This is a genomic window from Gordonia effusa NBRC 100432, from assembly GCF_000241305.1.
GTDB classification, from domain to species: Bacteria; Actinomycetota; Actinomycetes; order Mycobacteriales; family Mycobacteriaceae; genus Gordonia; species Gordonia effusa.
This window is the reverse complement of sequence record NZ_BAEH01000132.1, coordinates 80969-105661: the sequence shown is the minus strand read 5'-3', so window position 1 is coordinate 105661 and position 24693 is coordinate 80969. Positions and strand designations below refer to the sequence as shown.

At 64.0% G+C, this 24693-nt stretch carries 27 protein-coding genes; 17 read left to right on the top strand and 10 right to left on the bottom strand.

Translation table 11 applies throughout. The features are described 5' to 3' along the window. Positions 1 to 263: hypothetical protein (locus GOEFS_RS23710; protein ID WP_211600686.1), on the top strand; the 263-nt coding region annotated here is incomplete at its 5' end. Positions 264 to 297: 34 nt separating this feature from the next. Here the strand turns inward: GOEFS_RS23710 and GOEFS_RS22230 are convergent. Then, positions 298 to 678: a rhodanese-like domain-containing protein gene (locus GOEFS_RS22230; RefSeq protein ID WP_007320210.1), complete on the bottom strand. Its 381-nt coding sequence runs from the start codon at positions 676 to 678 to the stop codon at positions 298 to 300. 2 nt (positions 679 to 680) lie between these two features. Next, the gene (locus GOEFS_RS22225) at positions 681 to 1268 is read right to left on the bottom strand and encodes a cupin domain-containing protein (RefSeq protein ID WP_007320209.1); all 588 of its coding nucleotides are present in this window, start codon (positions 1266 to 1268) and stop codon (positions 681 to 683) included. A gap of 370 nt (positions 1269 to 1638) precedes the next feature. Between GOEFS_RS22225 and fdxA the strand changes: the two genes are divergently transcribed. Then, the gene (gene fdxA, locus GOEFS_RS22220; RefSeq protein ID WP_040525998.1) at positions 1639 to 1971 is read left to right on the top strand and encodes a ferredoxin; all 333 of its coding nucleotides are present in this window, start codon (positions 1639 to 1641) and stop codon (positions 1969 to 1971) included. Positions 1972 to 1977: 6 nt separating this feature from the next. After that, positions 1978 to 3072: a succinyldiaminopimelate transaminase gene (gene dapC, locus GOEFS_RS22215; protein WP_007320207.1), complete on the top strand. Its 1095-nt coding sequence runs from the start codon at positions 1978 to 1980 to the stop codon at positions 3070 to 3072. Between the two features lie 90 nt (positions 3073 to 3162). Here the strand turns inward: dapC and dapD are convergent, their stop codons facing one another. Together dapD and GOEFS_RS23865 are read right to left on the bottom strand one after the other, a co-directional pair. Next, a complete protein-coding gene (gene dapD, locus GOEFS_RS22210) occupies positions 3163 to 4131 on the bottom strand; it encodes a 2,3,4,5-tetrahydropyridine-2,6-dicarboxylate N-succinyltransferase (RefSeq protein WP_083837400.1) in 969 nt (322 codons plus the stop codon). Between the two features lie 395 nt (positions 4132 to 4526). Beyond that, positions 4527 to 4868 (bottom strand): VOC family protein, encoded by a 342-nt coding sequence (locus GOEFS_RS23865; protein ID WP_373278242.1) that lies wholly within the window; start codon positions 4866 to 4868, stop codon positions 4527 to 4529. A 149-nt stretch (positions 4869 to 5017) separates the two neighbouring features. Here GOEFS_RS23865 and dapE point away from each other — a divergent pair, with 149 nt between their 5' ends. From dapE to GOEFS_RS22165, 9 genes are all read left to right on the top strand, one after another. Next, positions 5018 to 6109, top strand: a complete 1092-nt coding sequence (gene dapE / locus GOEFS_RS22200) for a succinyl-diaminopimelate desuccinylase (RefSeq protein WP_007320204.1) — start codon at positions 5018 to 5020, stop codon at positions 6107 to 6109. A 75-nt stretch (positions 6110 to 6184) separates the two neighbouring features. After that, a complete protein-coding gene (locus GOEFS_RS22195; protein WP_007320203.1) occupies positions 6185 to 7000 on the top strand; it encodes an LOG family protein in 816 nt (271 codons plus the stop codon). Further along, positions 6997 to 7533, top strand: coding sequence for an LOG family protein (locus GOEFS_RS22190; RefSeq protein WP_007320202.1), 537 nt, complete (start codon positions 6997 to 6999; stop codon positions 7531 to 7533). Before GOEFS_RS22195 ends, GOEFS_RS22190 begins: the two co-directional genes overlap by 4 nt. Positions 7534 to 7581: 48 nt before the next feature. Continuing rightward, positions 7582 to 9363 (top strand): long-chain-acyl-CoA synthetase, encoded by a 1782-nt coding sequence (locus GOEFS_RS22185; RefSeq protein ID WP_007320201.1) that lies wholly within the window; start codon positions 7582 to 7584, stop codon positions 9361 to 9363. 54 nt (positions 9364 to 9417) lie between these two features. Next, complete coding sequence (gene folP, locus GOEFS_RS22180; protein ID WP_040525959.1) at positions 9418 to 10293, top strand: dihydropteroate synthase; 876 nt, start codon at positions 9418 to 9420, stop codon at positions 10291 to 10293. After that, complete coding sequence (locus GOEFS_RS22175) at positions 10290 to 11270, top strand: glucosyl-3-phosphoglycerate synthase (protein WP_007320199.1); 981 nt, start codon at positions 10290 to 10292, stop codon at positions 11268 to 11270. The genes folP and GOEFS_RS22175 overlap by 4 nt, the downstream gene beginning before the upstream one ends. A 5-nt stretch (positions 11271 to 11275) precedes the next feature. Further along, on the top strand, positions 11276 to 11620 hold the full coding sequence (locus GOEFS_RS22170; RefSeq protein ID WP_007320198.1) for a DivIVA domain-containing protein: 345 nt from the start codon (positions 11276 to 11278) through the stop codon (positions 11618 to 11620). A 102-nt stretch (positions 11621 to 11722) separates the two neighbouring features. Further along, positions 11723 to 11890 (top strand): DUF3117 domain-containing protein, encoded by a 168-nt coding sequence (locus tag GOEFS_RS23005; RefSeq protein ID WP_007320197.1) that lies wholly within the window; start codon positions 11723 to 11725, stop codon positions 11888 to 11890. Further along, the gene (locus GOEFS_RS22165) at positions 11887 to 12774 is read left to right on the top strand and encodes a methyltransferase domain-containing protein (protein ID WP_373278243.1); all 888 of its coding nucleotides are present in this window, start codon (positions 11887 to 11889) and stop codon (positions 12772 to 12774) included. Before GOEFS_RS23005 ends, GOEFS_RS22165 begins: the two co-directional genes overlap by 4 nt. Positions 12775 to 12780: 6 nt before the next feature. Here GOEFS_RS22165 and glgA read toward each other — a convergent pair whose 3' ends face one another. After that, complete coding sequence (glgA, locus tag GOEFS_RS22160; protein ID WP_007320195.1) at positions 12781 to 13971, bottom strand: glycogen synthase; 1191 nt, start codon at positions 13969 to 13971, stop codon at positions 12781 to 12783. A gap of 130 nt (positions 13972 to 14101) precedes the next feature. Between glgA and glgC the strand changes: the two genes are divergently transcribed. Beyond that, positions 14102 to 15319 (top strand): glucose-1-phosphate adenylyltransferase, encoded by a 1218-nt coding sequence (gene glgC, locus GOEFS_RS22155; protein ID WP_007320194.1) that lies wholly within the window; start codon positions 14102 to 14104, stop codon positions 15317 to 15319. Between the two features lie 395 nt (positions 15320 to 15714). Here glgC and GOEFS_RS22150 read toward each other — a convergent pair whose 3' ends face one another. Genes GOEFS_RS22150 through cofD form a run of 3 tightly spaced genes read right to left on the bottom strand, consistent with a single transcriptional unit; the run spans position 15715 to position 18679 of the window. Then, positions 15715 to 16317 (bottom strand): NUDIX hydrolase, encoded by a 603-nt coding sequence (locus tag GOEFS_RS22150; RefSeq protein WP_007320193.1) that lies wholly within the window; start codon positions 16315 to 16317, stop codon positions 15715 to 15717. Next, positions 16314 to 17666, bottom strand: a complete 1353-nt coding sequence (locus GOEFS_RS22145) for a coenzyme F420-0:L-glutamate ligase (RefSeq protein WP_007320192.1) — start codon at positions 17664 to 17666, stop codon at positions 16314 to 16316. Before GOEFS_RS22145 ends, GOEFS_RS22150 begins: the two co-directional genes overlap by 4 nt. After that, positions 17663 to 18679: a 2-phospho-L-lactate transferase gene (cofD, locus tag GOEFS_RS23705; protein ID WP_040525958.1), complete on the bottom strand. Its 1017-nt coding sequence runs from the start codon at positions 18677 to 18679 to the stop codon at positions 17663 to 17665. The genes GOEFS_RS22145 and cofD overlap by 4 nt, the downstream gene beginning before the upstream one ends. 379 nt (positions 18680 to 19058) lie before the next feature. Here cofD and GOEFS_RS22135 point away from each other — a divergent pair, with 379 nt between their 5' ends. Next, complete coding sequence (locus GOEFS_RS22135; protein ID WP_007320190.1) at positions 19059 to 19439, top strand: WhiB family transcriptional regulator; 381 nt, start codon at positions 19059 to 19061, stop codon at positions 19437 to 19439. A 45-nt stretch (positions 19440 to 19484) separates the two neighbouring features. Here the strand turns inward: GOEFS_RS22135 and GOEFS_RS22130 are convergent, their stop codons facing one another. Continuing rightward, positions 19485 to 19997, bottom strand: coding sequence for a metallopeptidase family protein (locus GOEFS_RS22130; RefSeq protein ID WP_083837399.1), 513 nt, complete (start codon positions 19995 to 19997; stop codon positions 19485 to 19487). Positions 19998 to 20097: 100 nt separating this feature from the next. Between GOEFS_RS22130 and GOEFS_RS22125 the strand changes: the two genes are divergently transcribed. The 3 genes from GOEFS_RS22125 to manA are packed head-to-tail and all read left to right on the top strand — an operon-like array spanning position 20098 to position 22913. Next, positions 20098 to 20547, top strand: a complete 450-nt coding sequence (locus GOEFS_RS22125) for a DUF3499 domain-containing protein (RefSeq protein WP_007320188.1) — start codon at positions 20098 to 20100, stop codon at positions 20545 to 20547. Between the two features lie 30 nt (positions 20548 to 20577). Further along, positions 20578 to 21666: a hypothetical protein gene (locus GOEFS_RS22120; RefSeq protein ID WP_007320187.1), complete on the top strand. Its 1089-nt coding sequence runs from the start codon at positions 20578 to 20580 to the stop codon at positions 21664 to 21666. Then, the gene (gene manA / locus GOEFS_RS22115; RefSeq protein ID WP_007320186.1) at positions 21663 to 22913 is read left to right on the top strand and encodes a mannose-6-phosphate isomerase, class I; all 1251 of its coding nucleotides are present in this window, start codon (positions 21663 to 21665) and stop codon (positions 22911 to 22913) included. Before GOEFS_RS22120 ends, manA begins: the two co-directional genes overlap by 4 nt. Here manA and eccE read toward each other — a convergent pair. Next, on the bottom strand, positions 22840 to 24600 hold the full coding sequence (gene eccE, locus GOEFS_RS22110; protein WP_170323216.1) for a type VII secretion protein EccE: 1761 nt from the start codon (positions 24598 to 24600) through the stop codon (positions 22840 to 22842). The two genes, manA and eccE, sit on opposite strands and share 74 nt — an antisense overlap. Between the last annotated feature and the right edge of the window lie 93 nt (positions 24601 to 24693).

Below are 24693 nucleotides of genomic sequence, written 5' to 3'. Positions count from 1 at the left end.
GGGTGACGTCATCTGATGGTCGAGTGCCGTTGTGCGAGCTTGCGAGCGCGGCGGTGTATCGAGACTCGGTGAGTCGGCGTCGAAAACTGTTGTGCGGCAGTGTGTGTGGTCTCGATACACCCGGCTCGGCTAGCGCCTCGCCGGGCACTCGACCAGCGGCGGTGGCCCCTCGGCTAGCGCCTCGCCGGGCACTCGACCAGCGGTGGCGGCCCTGGGCTGCCGCGGCGTCGGCTACTCGGCCAGCGGTGGTGGTCCCCGGCTGACGCCTCGCCGGGCACTCGACTAGCGGTGGTGGGCTCAGGGTGTGGGGACCGGGCTTTGTACGGCCACTAGCGCCTCGTAGCCGCCTACGACGTCGGTTGCGCGCCGTAAGCCCAACTCCTGCAACGACGCCGCGGCCAGGCTCGATGTGTAACCCTGCTGGCACAAGATGATCCACCGGACGTCATGATCGACGGCTTCGGGGATTCGGGCATCACTTGCCGGGTCGGTGCGCCACTCCAACACATTTCGCTCGATGACTAACGCACCCGGATAGTCGCCTTCGACATCGCGCTGCGCCTGCGGCCGGATGTCGACGAGTATCGCCCCCGACAACAATTCGTCGCGCACGTCGGCGGCGTTGACGCGCCGCAGTCGGCGGCGTGCGCGAGCAAGAATGTCGTCGATGGTTGGCATAGCTACTCCGGTTGATCAGTCAAGGTGGTTCGGGTGCGGCGCAGGGTGCGATGCGGAGTCACCTCGTAGTACGACATCGCGGTCAGCGGCGGCGAGTACGCATGCACACTCAACGACACCGGCGCGGTCTGTGCGGTTACGGTACGCGCCGCGGGCAATATCGTCGACGGCGCGACGTCGGGATTGGCTACCACGTCATGTACCCAACCGAGCGGGAACGACGCCTGGTCGCCGGCGTCGAGTGTGCGTCGGCGCAATCCCGCTCCGTTCCAGCGGTATTCGACCAGCGATCCCGCGAGTACGGTCAACGCGCCCAGCGAGCCGGCATGGTCGTGCAATTCGGTGTGCTCGTTGGGTGTCCAGCTAATCAGCCAGACATCGAGGTCATCGTCGGCTTGAAGGCGGGTGGCCCAGCGGTTGACGGTGTCCCATTGGGCAGGCAATAGGTGGTCGTAGCGACCGTCGAGAACATCGGCCGCTCCCTGATCGGTGATTCGGAGCAGATCGGCGGGACGCAGCCGGGTGGGCAGGTGTGCGGCGGGGCCAGCAGAAGCGGGAGAGCGCAGCGGACGATCGAGGATCGAAGTCATGGTGGCGGCTTTCAGTGATTCGGAGCGAATGTCGATGGGCAGGAGGCCGTGGTGGCGACGCGAGGTAGTTCGGTCAGCGACAACAGCGCAAGTACATCTGCGGCGACATCGAGTCAGGGATCACGCCATCAATCCTCACGCGCGACGACGTCGGCGTCGAGGTTTTGCGCTCCGGTGATTTAAACCTGAGGCAGGTGACGACCTGGGCATAGGTGTGACCGGCCACATGGTCAGTGGGACCTGGGTTTAAGGGCACTACCGTGGTGGCGGATACTCTTGATCGAAGTCTGTGGTGTGGGACAGCCCCCCGCATCTGCCGGGCCGACATCGTGAGTCCGAGTCGGGCCCATTGGTTGTAGCGAAGGAGAATGTGGTGACGTACATCATCGCCGAGCCTTGCGTCGACGTGTTGGATAAGGCATGCGTCGAGGAGTGTCCGGTCGATTGCATTTACGAGGGTGATCGGATGCTCTATATCCAGCCCGACGAATGTGTTGACTGTGGTGCGTGCGAGCCGGTGTGCCCCGTTGAAGCCATCTTCTATGAGGATGACGTACCCGACGAGTGGGAACCGTATGTCAGCGCCAATGCCGACTTCTTCGACGATCTCGGATCGCCGGGCGGTGCGAGCAAGGTCGGCAAGGTCGACGCCGACGCTCCGTTCATCAAGGGGTTGCCCCCGATGAACACCGAAGAAGACTGACGCCGAGTGCGACGCGTCAGCACCGCACTGCCAGATTTTCCCTGGGACACCATCGCGGGTGTTAAGACAACGGCAGCGGCGCACCCGGACGGCATCGTGGACCTGTCGGTCGGAACTCCGGTCGACCCGGTCGATCCGCTGATACGCGCCGCGCTTGCCGAAGCGTCTGAGTTTCCCGGTTACCCAACGACGGTGGGGACGCCTGAACTACGACGGTCCGCGGCGGCCGCGCTGGCCAGACGCTATGGCAGCTCGGAGCTGGACGAATCGGCGATCCTGCCGGTAATCGGTACCAAAGAGGCGATCGCCGGGCTTGTGTCGACGTTGGGCATCGAGCCCGGCGAGAACATCGTCATCCCCGAGGTCGCCTATCCCACCTACGAAGTCAGTGCGATCCTTGCCGGCGCGACGCCGATACGTGCCGATGCCACCGGTGTCGCCGACGTCGACGACGCGGCGCTGGTCTTCGTCAATTCGCCCTCGAATCCGACGGGCGCGGTGATGGATGTCGACGCACTGCGCGGCATCGTCGCGTGGGCTCGCGAGCGCAATGCGATCATCGTCTCCGACGAGTGCTATCTGGGCTTGGCCTGGGAGGGGGAGCCGGTCTCGATCCTCGACCCGAGAGTGTCCGACGGTGACCACACCGGTCTAATCGCGGTGCATTCGTTGTCGAAGGTGTCGAATCTGGCGTCGTATCGTGCGGGTTTCCTCGCTGGTGACGTCGAGCTGATCGCCGAATTACTCGCTGTGCGTAAGCATTCCGGGCTGATCGTGCCGTTCCCGATTCAGGGTGCGATGATCGCGGCACTCGACGACGACCGCCATGTCGACGAGCAAGCTGATCGCTACCGCGCGCGGCGCGACATCCTCAAGCCTGCCGTCGAGGCCGCTGGTTTTACCGTCGATCATTCGGAGGCTGGTCTCTATCTATGGTCGACGCGGGGTGAATCGGGCCGCGAGAGCGTTGCGTGGCTCGCTGAGCGAGGGATCCTGGCAGCGCCAGGCGACTTCTACGGTCCGGCTGGCGCGAACCATGTGCGGATTGCGCTGACCGCTACCGACGAGCGCATCGCCGCGGCGGCCAAGCGTCTCGCTTGATCCGCAAACCCGACCCGGCACGACATTCCCGACCCTGAATCCGGGTCGGGAATGTCGCGTGGGGTGGGGTTTGCGAGGGTCGTGGGGTTTCTAGTTCTTGTGCAGCGCGTCGTTGAGTGCGATGCCGTCGCCTTTCCACGGCACAACTTCGACGGCGCCGGTCGAGGAATTGCGGCGGAACAGGATATTCGACTGACCTGCCAGGTCGCGTGCCTTGACCACGGTGCCGTCGGGGCCGGTGACCTTGGTGCCCGCGGTGACATACAGACCCGCCTCGATGACGACGTCGTCGCCGAGCGGAATGCCGCAACCCGAGTTGGCGCCCAACAGGCATCGCTTACCGAGGCTGATAATCTCCTTGCCTCCGCCCGACAGGGTGCCCATCGTCGATGCGCCACCGCCGATGTCGGAGCCATCGCCGACGACGACACCCGCCGAGATCCGGCCCTCCACCATCGATGCACCAAGCGTGCCAGCGTTGAAGTTGACGAACCCCTCGTGCATGACCGTCGTTCCGGCGGCGAGATGTGCGCCCAGACGCACTCGATCGGCGTCGCCGATGCGCACGCCACCGGGAGTCACGTAGTCGACCATGCGGGGGAACTTGTCGATATGCGACACCGTCACCGGACCGCGGGCGGCGCGCAGACGTGCTCGCACTTGCTCGAATCCGTCGACCGCACATGGACCGTGGTTGGTCCACACGACATTGGCGAGCAGCCCGAACTGCCCGTCGAGGTTGGCGCCGTGCGGCGCGACCAGACGGTGCGACAGCAGATGTAGGCGCAGGTAGACGTCGTAGGCATCGGTCGGAGCTTCGGTGATGTCGGCGATGTTGGTGCGGATGGCGACTATCTTGACGCCGCGTACGTCATCGACGCCGACCAGGTCGCGCAGGTAGTCGGGGGTGTCGGCGTCGTCGAGCACGACGGTCCCGGTGATGTCGATGGTGGCCAGTTCGGGCTCGGGAAACCAGGCGTCGAGCACTGTGTGGGTGTCGGCACCGGTGCCGTTGGTCAGGGTGGCGATTCCGATCGCGGATGCTCCATGCGTAGTCACGAGCGCCGAGTTTACCGGGGCGATGTGGGCTTCGGTGAAGCCTCCCGTGGCCCCGTGGGGTGTGCTGCTGTGACAGAGCGGACGTCTCACTGCTCGTTGAGTGCGCTGCTGGGCATTAGCCGAGCTGGGCGTGTCGAGACCGTGCGTGCCCGAAAAGCATTGGTTGCGTTGATGTTTCGGGCGACCGGGGTCTCGATACACCTCGTCGCTGCGCTCCTCGGCACTCGACCACCTGATAGGGATGCACCTGGTCGCTGCGCTCCTCGGCACTCGACCACCTGATAGGGATGCACCTCGTCGCTGCGCTCGTCGGCACTCGACCACCTGCAAGGGATGCACCTGGTCGCTGCGGTTCTTAGCGCTCGACCACCTGCTAGGGCTATCCGGCGACCTGGCTACGCCGGCGGGAGCGCTGCATACAGTTCGACGGCATTGCCGTCCGGATCGGCGACGCTGGCGTAGCGCTGACCCCAGAACGCGTCGAATGGTTCTAGATGGACGGGTGCGCCAGCTGCGACAAGTACACCGAACACTCGGTCGACCTCGGTGGGGAGCCGCAGTCGAAAGCGAGGGAAATGCCTTCGTTCGGGCCCGACGGCGGCGTCCAATCCGGCTGAAACGATTTGGCGACCGCATGCGTGTCGAACATGAGTCGAAACTCGCCGATATGTGCCTCCACATGCATCGCCTTCGCGACGCCGTCGGGGAACTGTTCTTCGGAAAACACCAGGCCGCACCGACGGTAGAACTCGACGCTGGCGGTCATATCGGCGACGAGTACGGAGATGGCGTTGAATTTCGGGGTTGGTGTCATGCCGGTACGGTAACCGCACGTACTGACATGGCGTGCCGATCCCGCAAAGTCGCCGCGCGGTAGCGTTTACCTATGCCCCTCGACTTATCCGCCGATCCCGCGCAACTGACCGCGGCTCTGATCGATATCGAAAGCGAATCCCACGAAGAAGCGGCAATCGCCGATGCGGTCGAAGAGGCATTGCGAACGCAGACAACGGGTTTCGAGATTATTCGGAACGGCAATCGGGTGCTCGCGCGTACCAGTTTCGGCCGCGTCAGCCGCGTGATCCTGGCTGGCCATCTCGACACGGTGCCGATTGCGGGGAATGTGCCGCACCGTCGCGAAACCACCGCCGACGAGGGCGACGTGATTCACGGATGTGGCAGCGTCGACATGAAATCCGGTGATGCGGTCTTCCTGCATCTGGCCGCGACGCTCGATAACCCCCGCCACGATCTGACACTGATCTTCTACGACTGCGAAGAGATCGCGGCGGAGTTCAACGGCCTCGGCGTCATCGAGCGAGAATTACCGGACTGGTTACTCGGCGACGTCGCTATTCTCGGCGAGCCCACCGGCGGTCTGATCGAAGCTGGCTGTCAGGGGACTCTGCGAGTCGTTGTCTCGGCGTCGGGGCAGCGATCGCATTCCGCGCGAGCGTGGATGGGGGACAACGCCATTCACAAACTCGGCGGCCTGCTGACCACCCTCTCGGAGTATCAGCCCCGTCGCGTCGACATCGATGGTTGCGAATACCGCGAGGGATTGTCGGCGGTCGGCATCACCGGTGGTGTCGCGGGCAATGTTATCCCCGACGAGGCGTCGGTGACGATCAACTTCCGGTTCGCGCCCGATCGCAGCGTCGAGCAGGCCACGCAGCATGTCCGCGACGTCGTCGCGTCGGCGCCCGGCGGCCAGCAGCTCACCGTCACCGTGACCGACTCGGCACCCGGCGCGTTGCCCGGACTGGCCAACCCGGCGGCGGCCGAACTCGTCGCGGCCGCTGACGGCAACTTCCGGGCGAAATACGGCTGGACCGACGTTTCGCGGTTCTCCGCGCTCGGCATTCCCGCGGTGAACTACGGCCCGGGCGATCCCAATCTCGCGCACCGCGTCGATGAACGAGTTCCAGTCGCCCAGATCGACACGGTTCATCAGGTATTGCGCGACTACCTGGGGTAACTCCCGTCACGCCGGGGTCGCAGACGCGGCGTGGCCGATGTCAGGGGTAGCCGGACCGCGACTACGCTGACGGCCATGACCATTGGACAATCGCCCGATTCAGAAGCGATCGACGGACCCTCTCCTGACGAAGGCTGCTATGTCGGCCCGATGCGGGTGCGCCGTACCGCCGACCAACTGGCCATGACCACCGATCGTCGGCTACTCGACGCCAGCCAGCGCACCGCCGAGGCGAGGGCACAGCGCGCACAGAAGGACCCGTGGCGAGTACTGCGTATCCAGTCCGAGTTCGTGGCCGGGTTCGATGCTCTACGCGACATCGGGGAAGCAGTCACCGTATTCGGTTCGGCCCGCATCCAGCCGGGAACCGAGCTCTACCAACTAGGCGTCGATGTGGGCGAAGCATTGGGCCGGGCCGGATTCTCGGTAATCACCGGTGGCGGCCCGGGCGCGATGGAGTCGGCTAACAAGGGCGCCTACCAGGCCGGCGCGCAGTCGATCGGACTCGGCATCGAGTTGCCCTTCGAGCAGCGGCTCAACGAGTGGGTCGACGTCGGCCTGAATTTTCGTTACTTCTTCGCGCGCAAGACCATGTTCGTCAAATACGCGCAGGGGTTCGTCTGCCTGCCTGGCGGATTCGGCACTCTCGACGAACTCTTCGAGGCACTGACGCTGGTACAGACCAACAAGATCACCCGATTCCCGATTGTGCTTGTCGGACAAGAGTTTTGGTCGGGTCTGCTCGAGTGGATCAAGAACGTTCTGGTTGCCGAGAAAATGATCGGCGCCGACGACGTCGACCTGCTGCACGTGGTGGATACACCCGAGCAGGTAGTAGAGGCGATAGCGAGCACTCGCCGGGAGTTGGATCGACAGGCTGCGCAGCAGTGAGCGCGATCTGTGTCTACTGTGCGTCCGGCCCGGTTGACGAGCAGTATCTGACTCTCGCCGGCGAATTAGGTACCGCCCTCGGCGACGCTGGGCACTCACTTGTTTCCGGCGGCGGCAATGTCTCCATGATGGGAGCGGTAGCCCGCGCGACCCGCGCGGCGGGCGGGCGGACCATCGGCATCATTCCGCAGGCGCTGGTGGATCGAGAGGTGGCTGACACCGCGGCCGACGAACTCGTCATTACCGACACCATGCGCCAGCGCAAGGCGATGATGGATGATCGGGCCGATGGATTCATCACCCTGCCCGGCGGTATCGGCACCCTCGAGGAACTGTTCGAGACGTGGACCGGGGGTTATCTCGGGATGCACGACAAACCGGTGGTGCTGCTCGACGTCGACGACTTCTACGCCCCACTACTCGACTGGCTGGAGAACTTGCGCCGACGGGGCTTTGTCCAGGAACGTGCGCTGAATCGCCTGCTCATCGCGAAAACCGTGACCGACGCGATCACACTTGCTACTGCTCGGTAAGATTGCCCACATCATCGCGTCCACCTGTAGACACGTACGGAGCAACCATTGACCACCACTGCGTCAGCTAACAAGGTCGGCTTCGCCGACATCGCCAAAGGTCTAGTCGACATGGCACCCTCGGTGCCGCTGATTCTGCGCCACGCGCCCGGTCTGATCCATCGTCCAGCCGATGCCAAACGGACTATCGGCCTGGTCTTTCAGAAACTAGCGGCTGCCCATCCCGACCGCCCGTTCGTGCGCTTCGAAGGCACGTCGATCACATACGGCCAGGCCAACCGAACCGTCAATCGCTACGCATCGACGCTCAGTGGTCTTGGCGTCGGTGAGGGCGATGTTGTTGCGATTCTCGCGAAGAACTCGACAACGAGTCTGCTTCTGATGCTGGCTTCGGTGAAGCTAGGCGCGGTAGCCGGGATGCTCAACTACAACCAGCGCGGCAAAGTGATCGAGCACAGCATGTCGTTGCTCGGGGCGAAGGTGCTGGTGTGGGACCCGGAAACCGCCGAGGCGAAGGACTCGATCCCCAAATCTATTCTGCCGGAACATGTTTTCGACTTCGATGCGTTCAACGAGGCATCGCAGGGACGGCCCGAGGTCAACCCCGCGATCACCGAAACTCTGCCAGCATCGACCAAAGCGTTCTACATTTTCACCTCGGGCACAACGGGATTGCCCAAAGCGAGCGTGATGAGCCACAATCGCTGGCTGGCCAGCATGGCGGGTATCGGTGGGATGGCGGTGCGTCTGCGGCACAGCGACACCCTTTATGTCCCACTGCCGCTCTATCACAACAACGCGCTGTCGGTGTCGTTGTCGTCGGTGCTGGCCTCGGGTGCGTGTATCGCCATCGGCAAACAGTTCTCGGCGTCGAAATTCTGGGATGACGTAATCCTCAACCGCGCCACCGCTTTTTGTTACATCGGCGAACTGTGCCGCTACCTGCTCGCGCAGCCGGCCAAGCGAGTCGACCGCATGCATTCGGTACGGCTGATCGTCGGCAACGGAATGCGACCGGAGATCTGGGATGAGTTCTCCGAGCGGTTCGGCATCGAGCGCATCGTCGAGTTCTACGGCGCCAGTGAGCTGAATCTCGCCTTCGTCAACGCGTTTGGTGTCAAGCGCACCGCTGGCTTTTGCCCACTGCCCTACAAGGTCGTGCAATACGACGACGAGACCGGTGAACCCAAGCGCAACTCGTCGGGTCGTTTGCTCGAAAGCCCCAAGGGCACACCGGGTTTGCTGATCGCAGAGATCAGTGATCGGGTTCCGGTCGACGGATACACCGATCCGGCGGCCACCGAGAAGAAGATCATCCGGGACGCGTTCGCCGACGGCGACTCGTGGTTCAACTCCGGTGATCTCGTGCGCGAGCAGGGTTTCAAACATATCGCCTTCGTCGATCGTCTCGGCGACACTTTCCGCTGGAAGGGCGAGAATGTCGCGACCACCGAGGTCGAGGGCGCTGTGGACGGGCATGACTGCGTGGAACAGTCCGTCGTATACGGTGTCGCGATTCCTGATTCCGACGGCAAGGCGGGGATGGCGGCGGTCAAGCTGCGCGATGGCGCGGAATTTGATCCGGCCGGCGTTGCCGAGCACCTGTACAAGACGCTGCCGTCGTACGCGTTGCCGCTGTTCATTCGACTCGTCGACGAACTTGAGGCCACCTCGACGTTCAAGAGCCGCAAGGTCGAACTTCGCGACGAGGGCTATTCGGGTACCGGGGATGACGTGGTGTACGTATTGGCCGGCCGCAACGACGGTTACGTCAAGATCTACGACGACTACGCCGTCGACGTCGCCAACGCCCGCGCCCCGCGCGGGTAGTACGGCCGCGGCGCGATCGTCGACTCGTCGAATGCTTCCATTACCCTCGGGCCTATGACGAGTTCGACGACGCGGACCCTATGCGGTCGGCCGGTGGCATCGGATCGGGCACTGGTGATGGCGATCGTCAATCGGACGCCGGATTCCTTCTATGACGCCGGGGCGAGTTTTGCTGACGAGGCGGCGCAGGCCCGCGTCACCGAGGTGGTGTCGGACGGCGCCGACATCGTCGACATCGGGGGAGTGAAGGCCGGGCCGGGAGTCGACGTCGACGCGGCGGCCGAAGCCGCCCGCGTCGTGCCGTTCGTCGGGTGGGTCCGGCAGACCTTCCCGGACCTGTTGATCAGCGTCGATACCTGGCGCGCCGAGGTCGCCGACGCGGCATGTGCGGCGGGCGCTGATCTGATCAACGACACGTGGGCGGGCGCCGATCCGGACTTGGTGAAAGTGGCGGCGGCACACCAGGTTGGGATCGTCTGTTCCCACACCGGCGGTGCGATACCGCGTACGCGCCCGCATCGCGTTCGCTATCCCGACGTCGTGGGTGAGGTGGTCGCCGAACTCGCAGCTGCCGCCGACCGCGCCGAAGAAGCCGGTGTACCCGCGGACTCGATTCTCATCGACCCGACGCATGACTTCGGTAAGAACACGCATCACGGATTGGCGCTGTTGCGACATGTCGACGCGCTCGTCGCTACCGGCCGGCCCGTACTTATGGCGTTGAGCAACAAGGACTTTGTGGGGGAGACGCTGGGCGTCGACTTGCGTGAACGGGTAGAAGGCTCACTCGCGGCGACCGCATTGGCCGCCGAACATGGTGCCCGGGTGTTCCGGGTTCACGAAGTTGCGCAGACGCGGCGTGTGGTCGACATGGTCGCGGCCATCTCCGGGCAGCGGTCGCCGGTCCGCACGGTGCGGGGGCTCGCGTGAGTGATACCCGACCGCGGGTCATCGATTGGGCACAGATCGACGCTCTGGTGGCCGCCAAGGATGGGCGGACCGTTTCGGTGGTTCTGCCCGCACTCAACGAGGAAGCCACCGTCGGGGATGTGGTGTCGTCCATCCGACCGCTGTTAGGCGGTCTCGTCGACGAGCTGGTGGTGATGGATTCGGGCTCCACCGATGCGACCGCGCAACGGGCAACCGCCGCTGGCGCCCGGGTGGTGACGCGAGAAGAAGCGGTGCCGTCGGTCGCCCCAGTGCCCGGCAAGGGTGAGGTGCTGTGGCGATCGATTGCCGCGACCACCGGTGACCTCATCGTTTTCATCGACTCCGACCTCATCGATCCCGATCCGATGTTCGTACCAAGGCTGCTCGGTCCGCTCCTGAACGATCGCGCGGTCCAACTGGTGAAGGCGTACTACCGCCGACCCTTGCGGATCGGCGAGAACCGTGACGAAGGTGGCGGTGGCCGGGTCACCGAACTCGTTGCACGACCGCTTCTTTCGTCGCTCAAGCCGGAGCTGGGCGCCATCATCCAACCACTCGGCGGGGAATACGGGGGCACCCGCGAATTGCTGAGTTCGGTGGCCTTCGCTCCCGGTTACGGCGTCGAGATCGGTCTACTCATCGACGCATACGACCGCTGCGGCATCGACGCGATCGCTCAGGTCAATCTGGGTGTGCGCAAACATCGCAACCGCAAACTTACCGAGTTGGGTGTTATGAGTCGACAGATCGTCGGGGTGCTGCTGGGTCGATGTGGGGTGAGGGATTCGGGGGCTGCCCTGACGCAGTTCGTGGAGATCGACGGCGACGAATCCGCAGCTTCGGCGCAGCTGGAAGGTATTCCGCAGTTCGTACGATCCGATACCGAGGTCAACCTCGCTGATCGACCGCCGATGGCAACCGTGATGCCGACGTCGGCCGGTCGTTCCCGTCGCGAGTCGACTCGCATGACACGATAGAAGCCATGACGACGCTCCTGTTGTACCTGCTCATCATGGCGGTCGTGGTGTCGGTGCTGTTCGTGGTGGTGTGGTTCGTGTTCGGTCGCGCCGAAGATCTGCCGCCGCTGGAACCGGGTACGACGCTTACCCGTCTGCCTCGCGAGGGTATTACCGGCGATGATGTCCGCGCGGTGCGTTTTCGGCTGGTCGCGCGTGGATACCGCCAGTCGGACGTGGATTGGACGTTGGAGAAGCTGGCTCGCGAACTCGACGAGCTACGCAGTCTCACTCAGACACTTCAGGCACGCGAGGCAGCCGACGGCGCGGCCGGTCAGGCGTCGGCGCAGGCCAACGACGACCGGAACTGACTACCGAGTATGATTGATGTGGTGTCCTGCGGGTTTTGCCTGCGGGACACTACCGAAGATCACATGGCCGCCCCCATCGCGGTCAGAGGAGGGAGTTCGGCAATGGCGGCGATGAAGCCACGTACCGGTGACGGCCCGATGGAAGCGGCCAAGGAAGGACGCGGCATCGTCGTCCGAATCCCCATCGAGGGAGGCGGGCGCCTGGTGGTTGAGCTGACTCCCGACGAGGCAGCGGCCCTCGGTGAAGAGCTGCGTGGAGTTACCGGCTGACTGATCCGCTCACGCGGGTCACTCGATCGCTGACCTGCCCGGTATGTACGGGGGAACTGACCGTCGTAGCAGTCCGCGACGATGGCTCGCCGGGTGTGTTGGGTTGTCCACGTGGTCATCGCTTCGACGTCGCGCGGCAGGGGTATGTCGCGCTATTGACCGGAGCGCAACGCGGCCTGGTGTCCGATACAGCTGACATGGTTGCAGCTCGGTCGAGAGTCCTGAGCGACGACGGTCCGTTCGCGCGATTGCGCAGCAGCGTCGCCGACCAGGTCGCACATATTTCTATCGGTGCTGGCGAACCGGCACCGATGCTGCTCGATGTCGGGTCGGGGACCGGGCAATACACCGCGGCCTGTTTGGACCGGCTACCGTCGGCAGCCGGGATTGGAATCGATCTGTCCAAGGCCTGTGCCCGCTCGACGGCACGCGCGCATCCCCGCCTTGCCGGGGTCGTCGCCGATGCCTGGTCGCGGCTGCCGGTGGCTGATCTATCGGTGCGGACAATCCTCTCGGTCTTCGCGCCCCGCAATGTGGCGGATTTCGCGAGGGTGCTGCGCGATGGAGGGCACCTCGTCGTCGTGGCGCCGGAGCCGGCGCACCTGCGGGAATTGATCGAGCCGATGGGTATGTTGCGCGTTGGCGAGGATAAGTACGACGGACTGCTGTCCGCGACCGCGGAGCAGTTCAGTGAGGTGTCCTCGGAGGTCGTGCGGTACCGGGCGCAAGTCTCGTCGGGGCAGATTGCCGACCTGGTCGCCATGGGGCCCAGTGCTTTTCATACCTCCATCGACGAGATTACTTCGCGTGCAGGCGTATTCGCGGCCGAGTCGAGCGTATCGGTGACCGTCGCCGTGCGAGTGACAACCTTGCGTCGACGATGAATGGTGTTACAGCACAGCTCGATAGACGTCGAGTGTCTGTTCCGCGATCCTCTCCCAGGAAAATTCGTCACGCGCCCGGATCCGGCCGCGCTCACCCATCGCCGCTGCCCGCGTCGGTGACGCAACCACCGCGTTGACCGCATCGGCGAAGGCGACTTCAAAACCTGTGGGATCGGCTCGGTCGTAAGGCACCAACGTCCCGGTCACGCCGTCGTCGACGACCTCCGGGATACCGCCGACAGCTGAAGCGACGACGGCGGTGCCACATGCCATCGCTTCGAGATTGACGATGCCTAACGGCTCGTACACCGACGGGCAAACAAATACCGTTGCCGCACTTAGTATTTCGCGAAGACCGGCTCCAGGGAGCATTTCCTGAATCCAAAATACGCCCGAGCGCTGGGCGTTGAGTGTCGCGACCTCGGCGGCGACCTCGGCGGCCAATTCCGCCGTGTCCGGTGCGCCGGCGCAGAGGACGAGCTGAACGTCGGGGTCAAACCGAGCGGCGGCGCGGACCAGATGCGCGACCCCCTTCTGCCGGGCGATCCGCCCGACAAAGGCAACGATCGGGCGGGTCGGGTCCACACTGTGGGCGGTCAACACCGACCCGGGCGCGAACGGATCGTCGACGGGGTACCACTGCGTGGTGTCAATACCATTGCGCACCACGTGAACTCGGTCCGGTGTGATGCGGGGGTAGGTGGTGCACACTTCGTCGCGCATGCCGGTACTGACCGCTATCACCGCAGCCGCGTATTCCATCGCATTGCGTTCGGACCAACTCGACACCTGATAGCCGCCGCCAAGTTGTTCGGCTTTCCACGGTCGGGAGGGTTCAAGTGAATGCGCGGTGACCACATGCGGAATGGAATAGAGCAGGCTCGACAAATGCCCGGCGAGGCCGGTGTACCAGGTGTGCGAATGCACAACGTCGGCGTTGGCGAGCGCGGAGGTCATACGCAGATCAGCCGACAAGGTGGCTATCGCGGTATTGGCGTCGGCGAGGGCGGGGTCTGGCCGATAGGTGAAGGCGGTGTCGCGTGGGGCGCCCATCGCGTGTACGTCGACATCGGTGAGCGCGCGCAGGTTACGGACCAGTTCGGTAACGTGAACGCCCGCCCCGCCATAGACTTCCGGCGGGTATTCGCGAGTAAGTACTGCGACTTTCGGCGAGCGGCCGTCGGCGGGGAAAGTCATACCACGACGCTATCTCCCCGCATCGCGATGCGCGCGGCAGTTGGTCGAGCCGTGTCCCGGCCGAGAAGAAATACTCGCCAGTTTCGGCCGCGCGGTGGCCGGTGCGACGGTGTCCGGATAGGTTGAACGGGTGAGTTCTGGACCCAATGTGCTCGGAATCGTTCTGGCCGGCGGCGAAGGCAAGCGGCTCTATCCGCTTACTGCCGATCGCGCCAAACCGGCTGTGCCATTTGGGGGTGCGTATCGGCTGATCGACTTCGTACTCTCCAATCTGGTCAACGCCGGTTATGAACGCATTTGTGTGCTGACGCAGTACAAATCGCATTCACTCGACCGGCACATCTCGCAGACGTGGTGGTCGTCGGGTTTTCACGGGGAGTACATCACCTCGGTTCCGGCGCAGCAGAGGCTCGGCCCGCGCTGGTACACCGGAAGTGCCGACGCGATCTTTCAGTCGCTGAATCTGGTGTACGACGAAGAGCCCGAGTACATCGTGGTATTCGGCGCCGACCACGTCTATCGCATGGATCCCTCGCAAATGGTCAACGCGCACATAGCTTCCGGCGCCGGCGTGACTGTCGCTGGGATTCGCGTGCCGCGGTCGGAAGCATTCGCCTTCGGTTGCATCGACGCCGATGACACCGGCCGCATCACGCAGTTCTTGGAGAAGCCGAGCGATCCACCCGGTACCCCGGACGACCCTGACGCCACCTTCGCGTCGATGGGAAATTATGTGTTCACCACCGAAGCGTTGATCGAGGCCATCCGGGCCGACGCCGCCGATCCGGACTCCGACCACGACATGGGCGGCGACATCATTCCCGCCTTCGTCAAGCGCGGTGAGGCCAATGTCTACGACTTCAAGGACAACGAGGTACCCGGAGCTACTGATCGCGACAAGGGTTACTGGCGCGACGTCGGGACCTTGGACGCGTTTTACGACGCTCACATGGATTTGGTGTCGATCCATCCGGTCTTCAATCTCTACAACCGTCGATGGCCGATCCGCGGCGAGACGCATAACCTACCGCCGGCCAAATTCGTGCGGGGCGGGCTCGCCCAGGATTCCGTCGTCGGGGCGGGGTCGATCGTCTCTGCGGCAACGGTGAGCAATTCGGTTCTCAGTTCCAACATCACCGTCGGTGACGGTGCCGTGGTGCAGGGCAGTGTGCTGATGCCGGGCGTGCGTATCGGCGCCGGTGCCGTCGTGCGTAACGCGATCTTGGACAAGAATGTGGTGATCGCAGACGGAGCGCAGTTGGGTGTGAATCTTGAGCACGATCGGCAGCATTACGCGGTCAGTCCGGGCGGGATCGTGACCGTGGGCAAGGGCGTTCGGATCGGGTAGGGGATGGGGCAGCATCCCCTCGTCGGACGAGTAGCACTGTGGCGACGTTATGCGGAGGCAGCCCCACATCGGTCGAGCACTGCCTGTGGTGCTGTGCGGTCGCACCGCATTTGTCGGTCGAGGAGCGCTGTGGTGTTGGGTGGCTGCACCGCATTCGTCGGTCGAGTAGCGGAAGCGAGCTTGCGCGTATCGAGACGGTGATACGAAAGACCAACTCGCTCTGGACATCGACTCAACGCACCGTAGCGGACTTCGTCCGAGCAAGGACGACGAGCAGGCGGCTAGCCGATCATGTTGCCTGACTTACATTTCCGCCTACTGGGCTGAAGTCTGTGGTCTGACGTCGGGCTGGGGACTGTTCCCTCGCCGATACTGACCTCGCAGGTTTCAGCTAACTACCCCTGAACCAACGCCACGGCCGCCGCTATCAATGGCGTCAACGTCGCCGTGTCCGCGTCTGCGGGCAATGCGTCGACCGGCCACCAGGCCAGGTCGACCGATTCGTCACTGCGTATCGGCTGTGGCAGCTCGCCCGACGAATCCCGTTGCGCCACAGCGCAGAACTGCACGTCGAGATGGCGCGTGGGTACACCCAGGGAACACGTGATCGGATGTGTGTGCAGCCGCGCGATCGACGGGCGGCCGGTCCGCGGTGACCCGGCGAGCCGCAGCCCCGACAATCCCGATTCTTCGGTCGCCTCACGCAGCGCCGCGGCGTCGACCGACGGATCGGCCGGCTCCATATGCCCGCCCAGCTGCACCCACCGCCCAATCCGCGGATGCAATGTCAACAACGTGTGCGTGCCCTGGGCGTCGAGCACGAGCGCTGACGCCGTCAGATGCCCCGACGGCGAACGACGAAGGCACGCATCAGGATTCGCGGCGACAAACGCCAGGTAGGTGTGCCGCAGTGAGTCCTGCTCGACGTCGGATGTCGACCACTCCGACAGCAAGTTGACGGCGGACTGCGCCAACAACCGACCCGAGGTGTCGGTCATCGCCGCACTACCCACTGATCGATCGGCGCGGGTGGTCGCGGTGTCAGCGGTTCTTCGGGGTACCCGATCGCTACGGCTCCCAACGGTTCCCAGTCATCGTCGAGTTCCAGTGTCGATCGCACGACGTCCGGAGCGAAAATCGTCGACCCCACCCAGCAACTGCCGACGCCGCGCACCGACAGTGCGACCAACAGTCCCTGTACGGCAGCGCCCGTGGCGACGGTGAACATAGTGTGTTCGGCCGCCCGACGTCGCGCGTCGGGGTAGTCGTGCACTCCGTCGGGAACAAGGCACGGGACAACGAGTTCCGGTGCATCGTAAAGGATTTGGCCACGGCGCAGCCGCTTCTCGATTGACTCGGGTGTCTTGGCATCGCCGGTGAGATCGGTGCGCCACGAATCAGCCATCGCGTCGAGCATGTTACGACGCCTGGCGCTGTCGCGGACCCATACGAAGCGGACCGGATGCGTGTGATGCGGCGCCGGCGCCGTCAGTGCATCGGCGAAGGCCGCGTTCATCACCGCCTCGTCCACCGCGCCTTCGACGAACCGTCGCACCGACCGTCGGGTCAGCAGCGCCTCGGTGCGGCCCTGTGCGAGTGCCTCATCGGTCCCCAGACGGAACAGATCCTCGTCTCCGGGTCTCACCAGCGCTCGGGCGGTCGAGCCGTTGTCGCGAGGCGTGAGGCCGCGAATCACGGCGACCGGTACACCGGCGAGTTTTCCCTTCACGAGGTCAGCCGCCGCAGCAATTTCATCAGCGACCGCGATGTCGGTGACTATCAACGGATTTCCGTATTCGTCGACGCCGCCCTCATACGGATGGCTGACTGCGATTCCGGCGGCACCGATTGCGACGTCGATCTGACCGGTGCGCCACGCGCGACCCATCGTGTCCGTCACGACGACAGCGACATCGAGCCCGTGTTCGCGCAGCAGAGAGCTCCGGGTTCGTGCGGCACTGGCATCGGGATCGACTGGCAGCAGGGCCAATTGGTCCGATGGCACATTCGATCCGTCGACTCCCGCCGCCGCCTGGACCAGTCCGTAGGCGTTCTCGGTGATCAACGTGCGGTTCTTACGCGCCAGCACGCGGACAGACTCTTGTTCGACCAGCTTGCGCCGCAAGGCATCGCGCTCGTCGGGGTCTGTCGGTGCGGGCACCATCCGCCCCTCGGTTTTGGAGAAGATCTTGCTGGTGATTACCACGATGTCGTCATCGGCGAGCCACGGTGCGGCCGAGGCGATCTGCGCGGCGACGTCGGAACCGGGGCCGAATTCGCCGAGCCCGGTTACCGGCAGGATTCGCAGTTCGCCCGCCGCCCGGTGATCGGCGATAGCTCCGGTCACTGGATTGTCTCCGGCATCGTGACGCCGACGAGTTCTGCCGCTGCCACAACCATTTTCGCGGTAGTCGCCGGATCGGTCATCAGTAGCGGCGCGGTACCGATGGCGATGCCGTCGACCTGCGCCGAGTCGCCGTCGGCGATCAGCCAGCCGTCGATGAGTCCGTTGCCGCTGCGAGCGCCGTAGTGTTCGGCGATGGCCTGCGCCGTGGTTTCGACACCGATTACGGTGAGGCATTCATCGGCCATGCCGCGTAACGGCTTGTTGTCGATGACGGGCGAGATGCCAACCACGGGTGCGGCCGTATTCCGCAGTGCCGCACGTAGTCCGGGCACACTCATGATCGCGCCGATCGACACAACCGGGTTGCTGGGAGCGAATAGGACGAGATCGGCGTCGGCGATGGCGTCGACCACGCCGGGGCCAGGTTTTGCTTCCGACCCCACCTGGGCGAAGCCGAATGTCGGGATTTGTGCGCGATGGCGGACCCACCATTCCTGGAAGTGGATGGCTACCTGCTCGTCATCGTCGCCGCCGGGTTTGGTCACCACGACATGCGTCTCGTGCCGGTCCTCGGTAGCCGGCAGTAGTCGCACGCCGGGCTGCCAGCGCTTGGACAGTGCCGCGGTCACGTCAGCGAGTCGGAATCCGGCCTCGAGTATCTGGGTCCGAATGAGATGGGTAGCGAGGTCACGATCGCCGAGGCCGAACCAATCGGGATCGGCTCCGTAGGCCGCGAGTTCTTCTTTGGCATGCCAGGTTTCGCCCTGGCGTCCCCACGCGCGTTCGGCATCGATGCCGCCGCCGAGGGTGTACATACATGTGTCGAGGTCGGGGCAGATGCGTACGCCGTGCATCCACGCGTCATCGCCGACGTTTACGATCGCCGTGATTTCATGGGCCGCCGCGTGGCTTTCGGAGTCGGGCGGCGGGAATGGCGTCGCGCCGAGCAGTTCTCGAACCCCCAGTAGGAATCGAGCCCCGCCAACGCCGCCGACAAGCACAGTCACCTTCACGAAGATTCACTGTAGTGTGGGTCGTTCGTGGCGGCGCTGCCTGCTCCGCCACAAGCCGACCTCAAGTACGTGTCGAGTCCGGTTTTTACCGAAAGTCGGTGGTATAAAGCAAATTTTCCACTTTGGCTTGACCTGGGTACCCTAGCGAGTATCTAATAACAACAGTGTCATTCCGGTTTTCGATATCGAGAATGTTGTGTGAGACTTTGCTGTCTAGCAACATATTCGACAATTTGTTCGAAGTATCGGATGTTGGGTTTAGGCCTAGACGCTAACGTGCGAGTGGAGAAGTTGTGCTAGTGCCAGAAACGACACGGGTGGGTGTCAAAAGTGACCAGTTGTGATTGACGAAAACGATACTTCCAAGGAGGCGCCGGCGATGGCTTTCGAGAACCGCATCGGCAATGCCCTTGAACCGCACAGCAGTACCCATGAGTTCCACACTCCGTTGCAGCCCGCCGACAGCGGTGCGGATGCATTGGGGGCTCGTAACCACTTGTCGTTGGTACCCAACGACTTTGATGAACTGTTTGATGCGGTCGAGGAGCAGTGGCAAGAGCGCGCGTTGTGTGCGCAGACAGATCCCGAAGCATTCTTCCCCGAGAAGGGTGGTTCAACCCGCGAGGCCAAACGCATCTGCCAAGGGTGCGAGGTCAAACCGGAATGCCTTGAGTTCGCTCTCCACAACGACGAGCGCTTTGGTATCTGGGGCGGTCTCTCTGAGCGAGAACGCCGCCGGCTCAAGCGCGGCATTATCTAAAGCGGTCGCGGCTGGCTGACCTTCTCGCGATTGGCGAGATCGGTATTACTCGTCGGGACCGCGGTCGACTGTCTCTTCATCGACGCCGAGATAGGTCGCGATTTGCTGTACCAGTACCTCGTGTACCAGGTCGAGTAGGTCGTCGCCGCGTTTCGCGCGGCTCTCCAACGGACGTCTAAACAGAATGATATGCGCCCTCGTCGGGCTGCCTTCGGTGTCGATACCCGCATGAATTAGCCGCGCCAGCGGTACATTTCCGTCCGCGGTGACCTCCTCGGGCCATTCGACGCGTTCAGTGTCTCGCGGCAGCATCCGGGGGATGTCGTCGACCGCGACGTCGAGTCCGGTTAGTCGTTCGCGCCAGCGAAGATCGATGTCGGCGAATGCCTCAAGTGCGACGGCGTCGAAGGCGTCCGACCGGGATCGCCATGCCGGTACCGCTTGCGGCAACAGGGGACTGCGCAAGCCACGGCCGTGTCGATCGCGCCGACGCCGCGGTGTCTGCTGCGTCGACGGCCGCGCGAGTGGTTGCACGCGAGAACTGCGACGGCTGGGCATGGATATGGAGTGTAGATCCACTCGGGCAAATCGGTGAGGTTAAGCCCTTCGACGGTGTGTCAGCGACCCTCTGGGGTGATCCACGGGATAACCTCTACGGGTGAGTTCTCCTCGTCAGTGCCGCCGTCCGGGCTGCTCGCGTGCCGCCGTCGCGACACTGACCTTCGTCTACGCCGAGTCAACCGCGGTGATCGGGCCGTTGTCGACTAATCCCGAACCCCATGCGTGGGATCTGTGCGCCGAGCACGCCGCGACCATCACCGTGCCCCGCGGTTGGGAAATGCTCCGCAGCGAACGCACGTTCAGCGCGCCGCCAGAGGATCTGGAACTGACCGCGTTGGCCGAAGCGGTCCGAGAATCCGGCGCGGCGGTCGGCAGCGTGCCCCTCGACGGTCTCGACGACTTGCCGCTGCATCGCTCGACGTCGCAGAGTGCCAATGCCCGCTTCGATCGGATGGGAACAGCCGAGAGTGGCCGCCATCGCGCGCCGGTCAAGCCGCGACCGGGCCAACGCGGGCATCTGCGAGTACTTCCCGATCCCGTCGACTAGATCGGCAGTCGAGTCGATACGCTGAGACGTATGCGCTCTGACACCGCTGACCTCGATGACGTCGAGGAATTGTTGTCCGCCGACCGCGACGGACTGTTGCAAGCTGTGGCACTCGCTGGCGCCCAGGTCAGGGCAATCGCCGAAGCACGTCGCGAAGGTGTACTCGATTGCCTGGCTGAACTGCGTCCGCGCAGTCTTGTGATCGTGACCGGCGCATCGGCGGTCGGTGCGGATGCGGTGGATTTCGTGGTCGCGGCGATTGGCGCCCGAGTCGACGTTCCGATTGTCGTCATTCCGACCTTGCCGGGCTGGATCGGCCCGCTCGACGTCGTTGTACTGGCCGGTGACGACGCCGGTGACCCGGCACTCATCGACGCTGGAGCTCGCGGCGCCCGCCGTCGTGCCGAGGTCGTCACCCTGGCTCCGTTGGAAGGGCCGCTCCGTGACGCGGTCGCCGGCCGCGTCATCGATCTGTCACCACGAGTCAACGTCCCGGCCGAGTTCCGGTTTTGCGGGCTGGTGGCGGGACTACTCGCGGTATGTGCGGCGCTCACGGCGGTCCGCACCACCGGCGCGGTCATCGATTTCGACGACCTTGCCACCGCACTCGACGCCGAAGCCGCTGCCAACCATCCCGATCGCGAAGGTTTCCGGAACCAGGCGAAGCTTCTGGCGTCGAAAGTCCAAGAGCGCGAAACTATTTGGGCCGGCGACGATGCTTCGACCGACGTTGTGGCACGACGCGCCAGCGTGATCTTCGCGACCGTGGCGGCGGTACCGGGCGCGGCAGTGACACTGCCGGCCGCACTGGGCGCGATGCTGATACGGTCGGGCACCGGCGAATCCGCTGCTGATTCGATCTTCTACGATCCACAGTTCGACGGTCCGATAGGCCGGATGCCGCAACTACTCGTGGTGAGTTCGGCCGGTCGGCATTGGTATACGCGTCAGCGGGTAGGAGATTTGGCCACCGAAATCCTCGTCGACGTCGTCGATTCAAACGATGCGGGGGACACGGCGGTCGCCGGACGTGACGAGACGATGGGCTACCTTGTGGTGACGCTGCGAATGGAGATGGCGGCGGTATATCTACGACTGTTGGGAGCTGGACGGGCATGAGACTGCTCGAAGGTGTAGTCCGTCCGTACGCATGGGGGTCTCGGACATCGATAGCGGCCATCCGCGGTTTGCCGACGCCATCACCACATCCGGAGGCCGAATTATGGTTCGGCGCGCACCCGGCCGGCCCATCGACCTGTGTGGACACCGACGGCGAACCGGCCACGTTGCTGGCTGAAATCGATGCGCATCCGACTCAATCACTGGGTGTCGCCGCGGTGGCCGAGTTCGGTCCCCGATTGCCGTTTCTGCTGAAAGTCCTTGCCGCCGACGAGCCGTTATCACTACAGGCGCACCCGAGCGCCGAGCAGGCGGCCGAGGGATTTGCGCGTGAGAATGCCCTGGGCCTCGCGCCCGATGCGCCCGAGCGTAATTACCGCGACGGTTGGCATAAGCCCGAGGTAATCGTCGCGATCACCGAATTCGATGCGCTGGCGGGTTTTCGTGACCCGGCGCAGACCGTAGATCTACTACGCGAATTGCAGGTCGCCGAACTCGACCCATACTTGGGAATGCTTGCCGGACAACCGGATTGCAACGGCCTGCGCGCATTGTTCACGACGTGGATCACATTGCCCGAAGCAGTGATCGCGACACTGGTCCCGGCGGTACTCGATGCCGCGGTCTCGCTGCTGGCGCAGGGGGACAGTGAGTTTCGGTCTGAGTTACAGACGCTACTCGAACTCGGCGAATCGTATCCACGCGATCCGGGGGTGTTGGCGGCGTTGCTGCTCAACCGAATCCATCTCGAACCCGGTGAGGCACTGTACCTTTCGGCCGGTAATCTGCACGCCTATTTGCAGGGCACGGGCGTGGAGATCATGGCCAACTCGGACAACGTACTGCGCGGCGGATTGACTCCCAAACATATCGATGTTCCCGAACTCCTGCGTGTCTTGGACTTCAGCCCGGTGGCGCCGCAGGACCTCGCACCGCAGATTCGGACGATCAACGCGGAGCGGATCTATCTGACCGAGGCGCGCGAATTCCGTTTGTCGAGGGTCGAATTGGACGGAACCGGCCTACGGCACGCGTCGTCGATCTCCTTCGACATGCCGGGCCCACAGATACTCGCGGTGTTGCGCGGGACCATCGAGGTGCGGTCGGTGACCGGTGGAACGACAACTGTCCATGCGGGACAGGCGATTTGGATTGCCGACGACGATCCCGACGTTACCGTGCGGGCCGCAGCGGCAAAGGCGACGTTCTTTCGGGCGTTGGTTCCCGCTGCGCCGGTAGCTGACTGATCGGGAGTGGCGATCTGCGTATGGGTGCCCGCTGGGTAGCCGGACGACTGCCGAACATTCGCCACTCCTCGGGGGTGGTGACGATCGAGACGCGCCGTCTGTGTCCAGCGACCTCCAGATCGATATACCCCGGCGACACCTGATCGTGGATCAACCGAATAGTGGCTCGGACGGATGATTGGGCGGCGCGAGTGACGTCATCGAAGACATAGAGCAGGGTAACGTTCATGTCGGCGGTGTCGTCGGTGAATTGTATTGGCATACCGGGGATTTCGTCGACGACGTGCAAATGCGGTGATGGTTGGTATGCCTGCGGTTGACCATCGAACGAAAGTGCGCCGTGGTCGGCGACGGTTGTGACCAACGGATCCCAATAGCCGCGACGATCAGTGCTGATCGTCACGGTCATACCGGTGGCGACAGCACGCGAGACCACCTGCCATACGCACTGTTGTTGGCCGACCACTATCACCGCGGGCGCTGCGGCCAGCGCGATGGCGACGCCGCGACCGGCGCCGTCGGCACCGATCAGCTGGCCGCAGCCTCCGATCTGCAGCGGGCCGATGGTAGGCAGCGGCGCCCACGCCAGACTCCGGTCCAGCCACGACGCGGACGCGACCGGCAGCGTCGCGCACAGAGCTTCGAATTGTCGACCGGGCAGGGGGACTAGTCCCGAGACTGATTCTCCTAAAACGCGATTCGACGTCGGGTGTTCGTTCACCCGTAAGAGACCCGTGCATAGGCCAGGTTGTGAACCAGGGCGTAGTCGCAAGGCTAGCGTGGTCGACAGTGCATCGTGCGACCATCCCGACGAGGCGGCGATCTTCGGCAAGTCGGCTGGGTTGATTGCGAACGTCCGGGTGCGGGTGTCGTCATGGATCAGTTGCGACCAAGTCTCATCAGACGCACCGGGCGGCACCCCATCAGTGAGAAACATTGTGGCATTGGTGATTTGCCGGGCGGTCAGTATCGAAGCGGCGATCCCGGCGTCATTCAGCGCCGCCGTGATCCGACGGGTCGTGACGACCGCGGCGCGCACCGCGCCCACCGACCCACCGCCCCGACGGGCTACGGCGTCGGCGAAATCGGCTGGGCGTAATCGGATAACGAGGAAAGTGACTCGATCGGCAACCGCCGGCAACGGTCCCAGCGTGGCGTGATAGATCCGCGCGATATGGCCCGGCCCAGCTGTTCGACGCCCATGGCTGACGAGGTCGACCGAGTCGACGGAGATGTCAAAGGTGTTGAGACAGTTGGCAATGGTGCACATGGTCAGCGTCTGACCCGCGTAGTCCGGAACAACCCCGCTGCAGGTGAGGGTCGTCGGTACGGTCAGGTCCGCATGAATGCCGAGCATCGTGATCAAAGTGTCGTCCACCCACCGGGCCCCCATCTGCTCGGTGACGCCGTCGCGCCGCGATCGGTTCGGGAGCGGGACGTCGAAGGCCCGCGTCACTACGTCGTGTGGGTCGCGCCGAACGCGGCGAAGATCGAATTGCGCACGGCGCCAGCGGGTATGGAAATAGTTGCGCACTGGACGCAGCCCGGCGAGTAGGCCGACGGCGACGCAGCCCAGTAGGGCGTAGCTACCCCGGGCATCGCCGATGGCACTCCAGATGACTAGTCCGGTCGCGAGTACCGCTTCGACTGCGAGCAGCACCCGCGCCGGCCCCGATCGGATAGACATGTCCATTCCCGCCCCCTGCTGCCCCGTGTGCCATCGCGGCCTTGCGCAAAACCGTGAAAGGTCCCGCGTCGCGCACCGACGTGGCCTACGGTA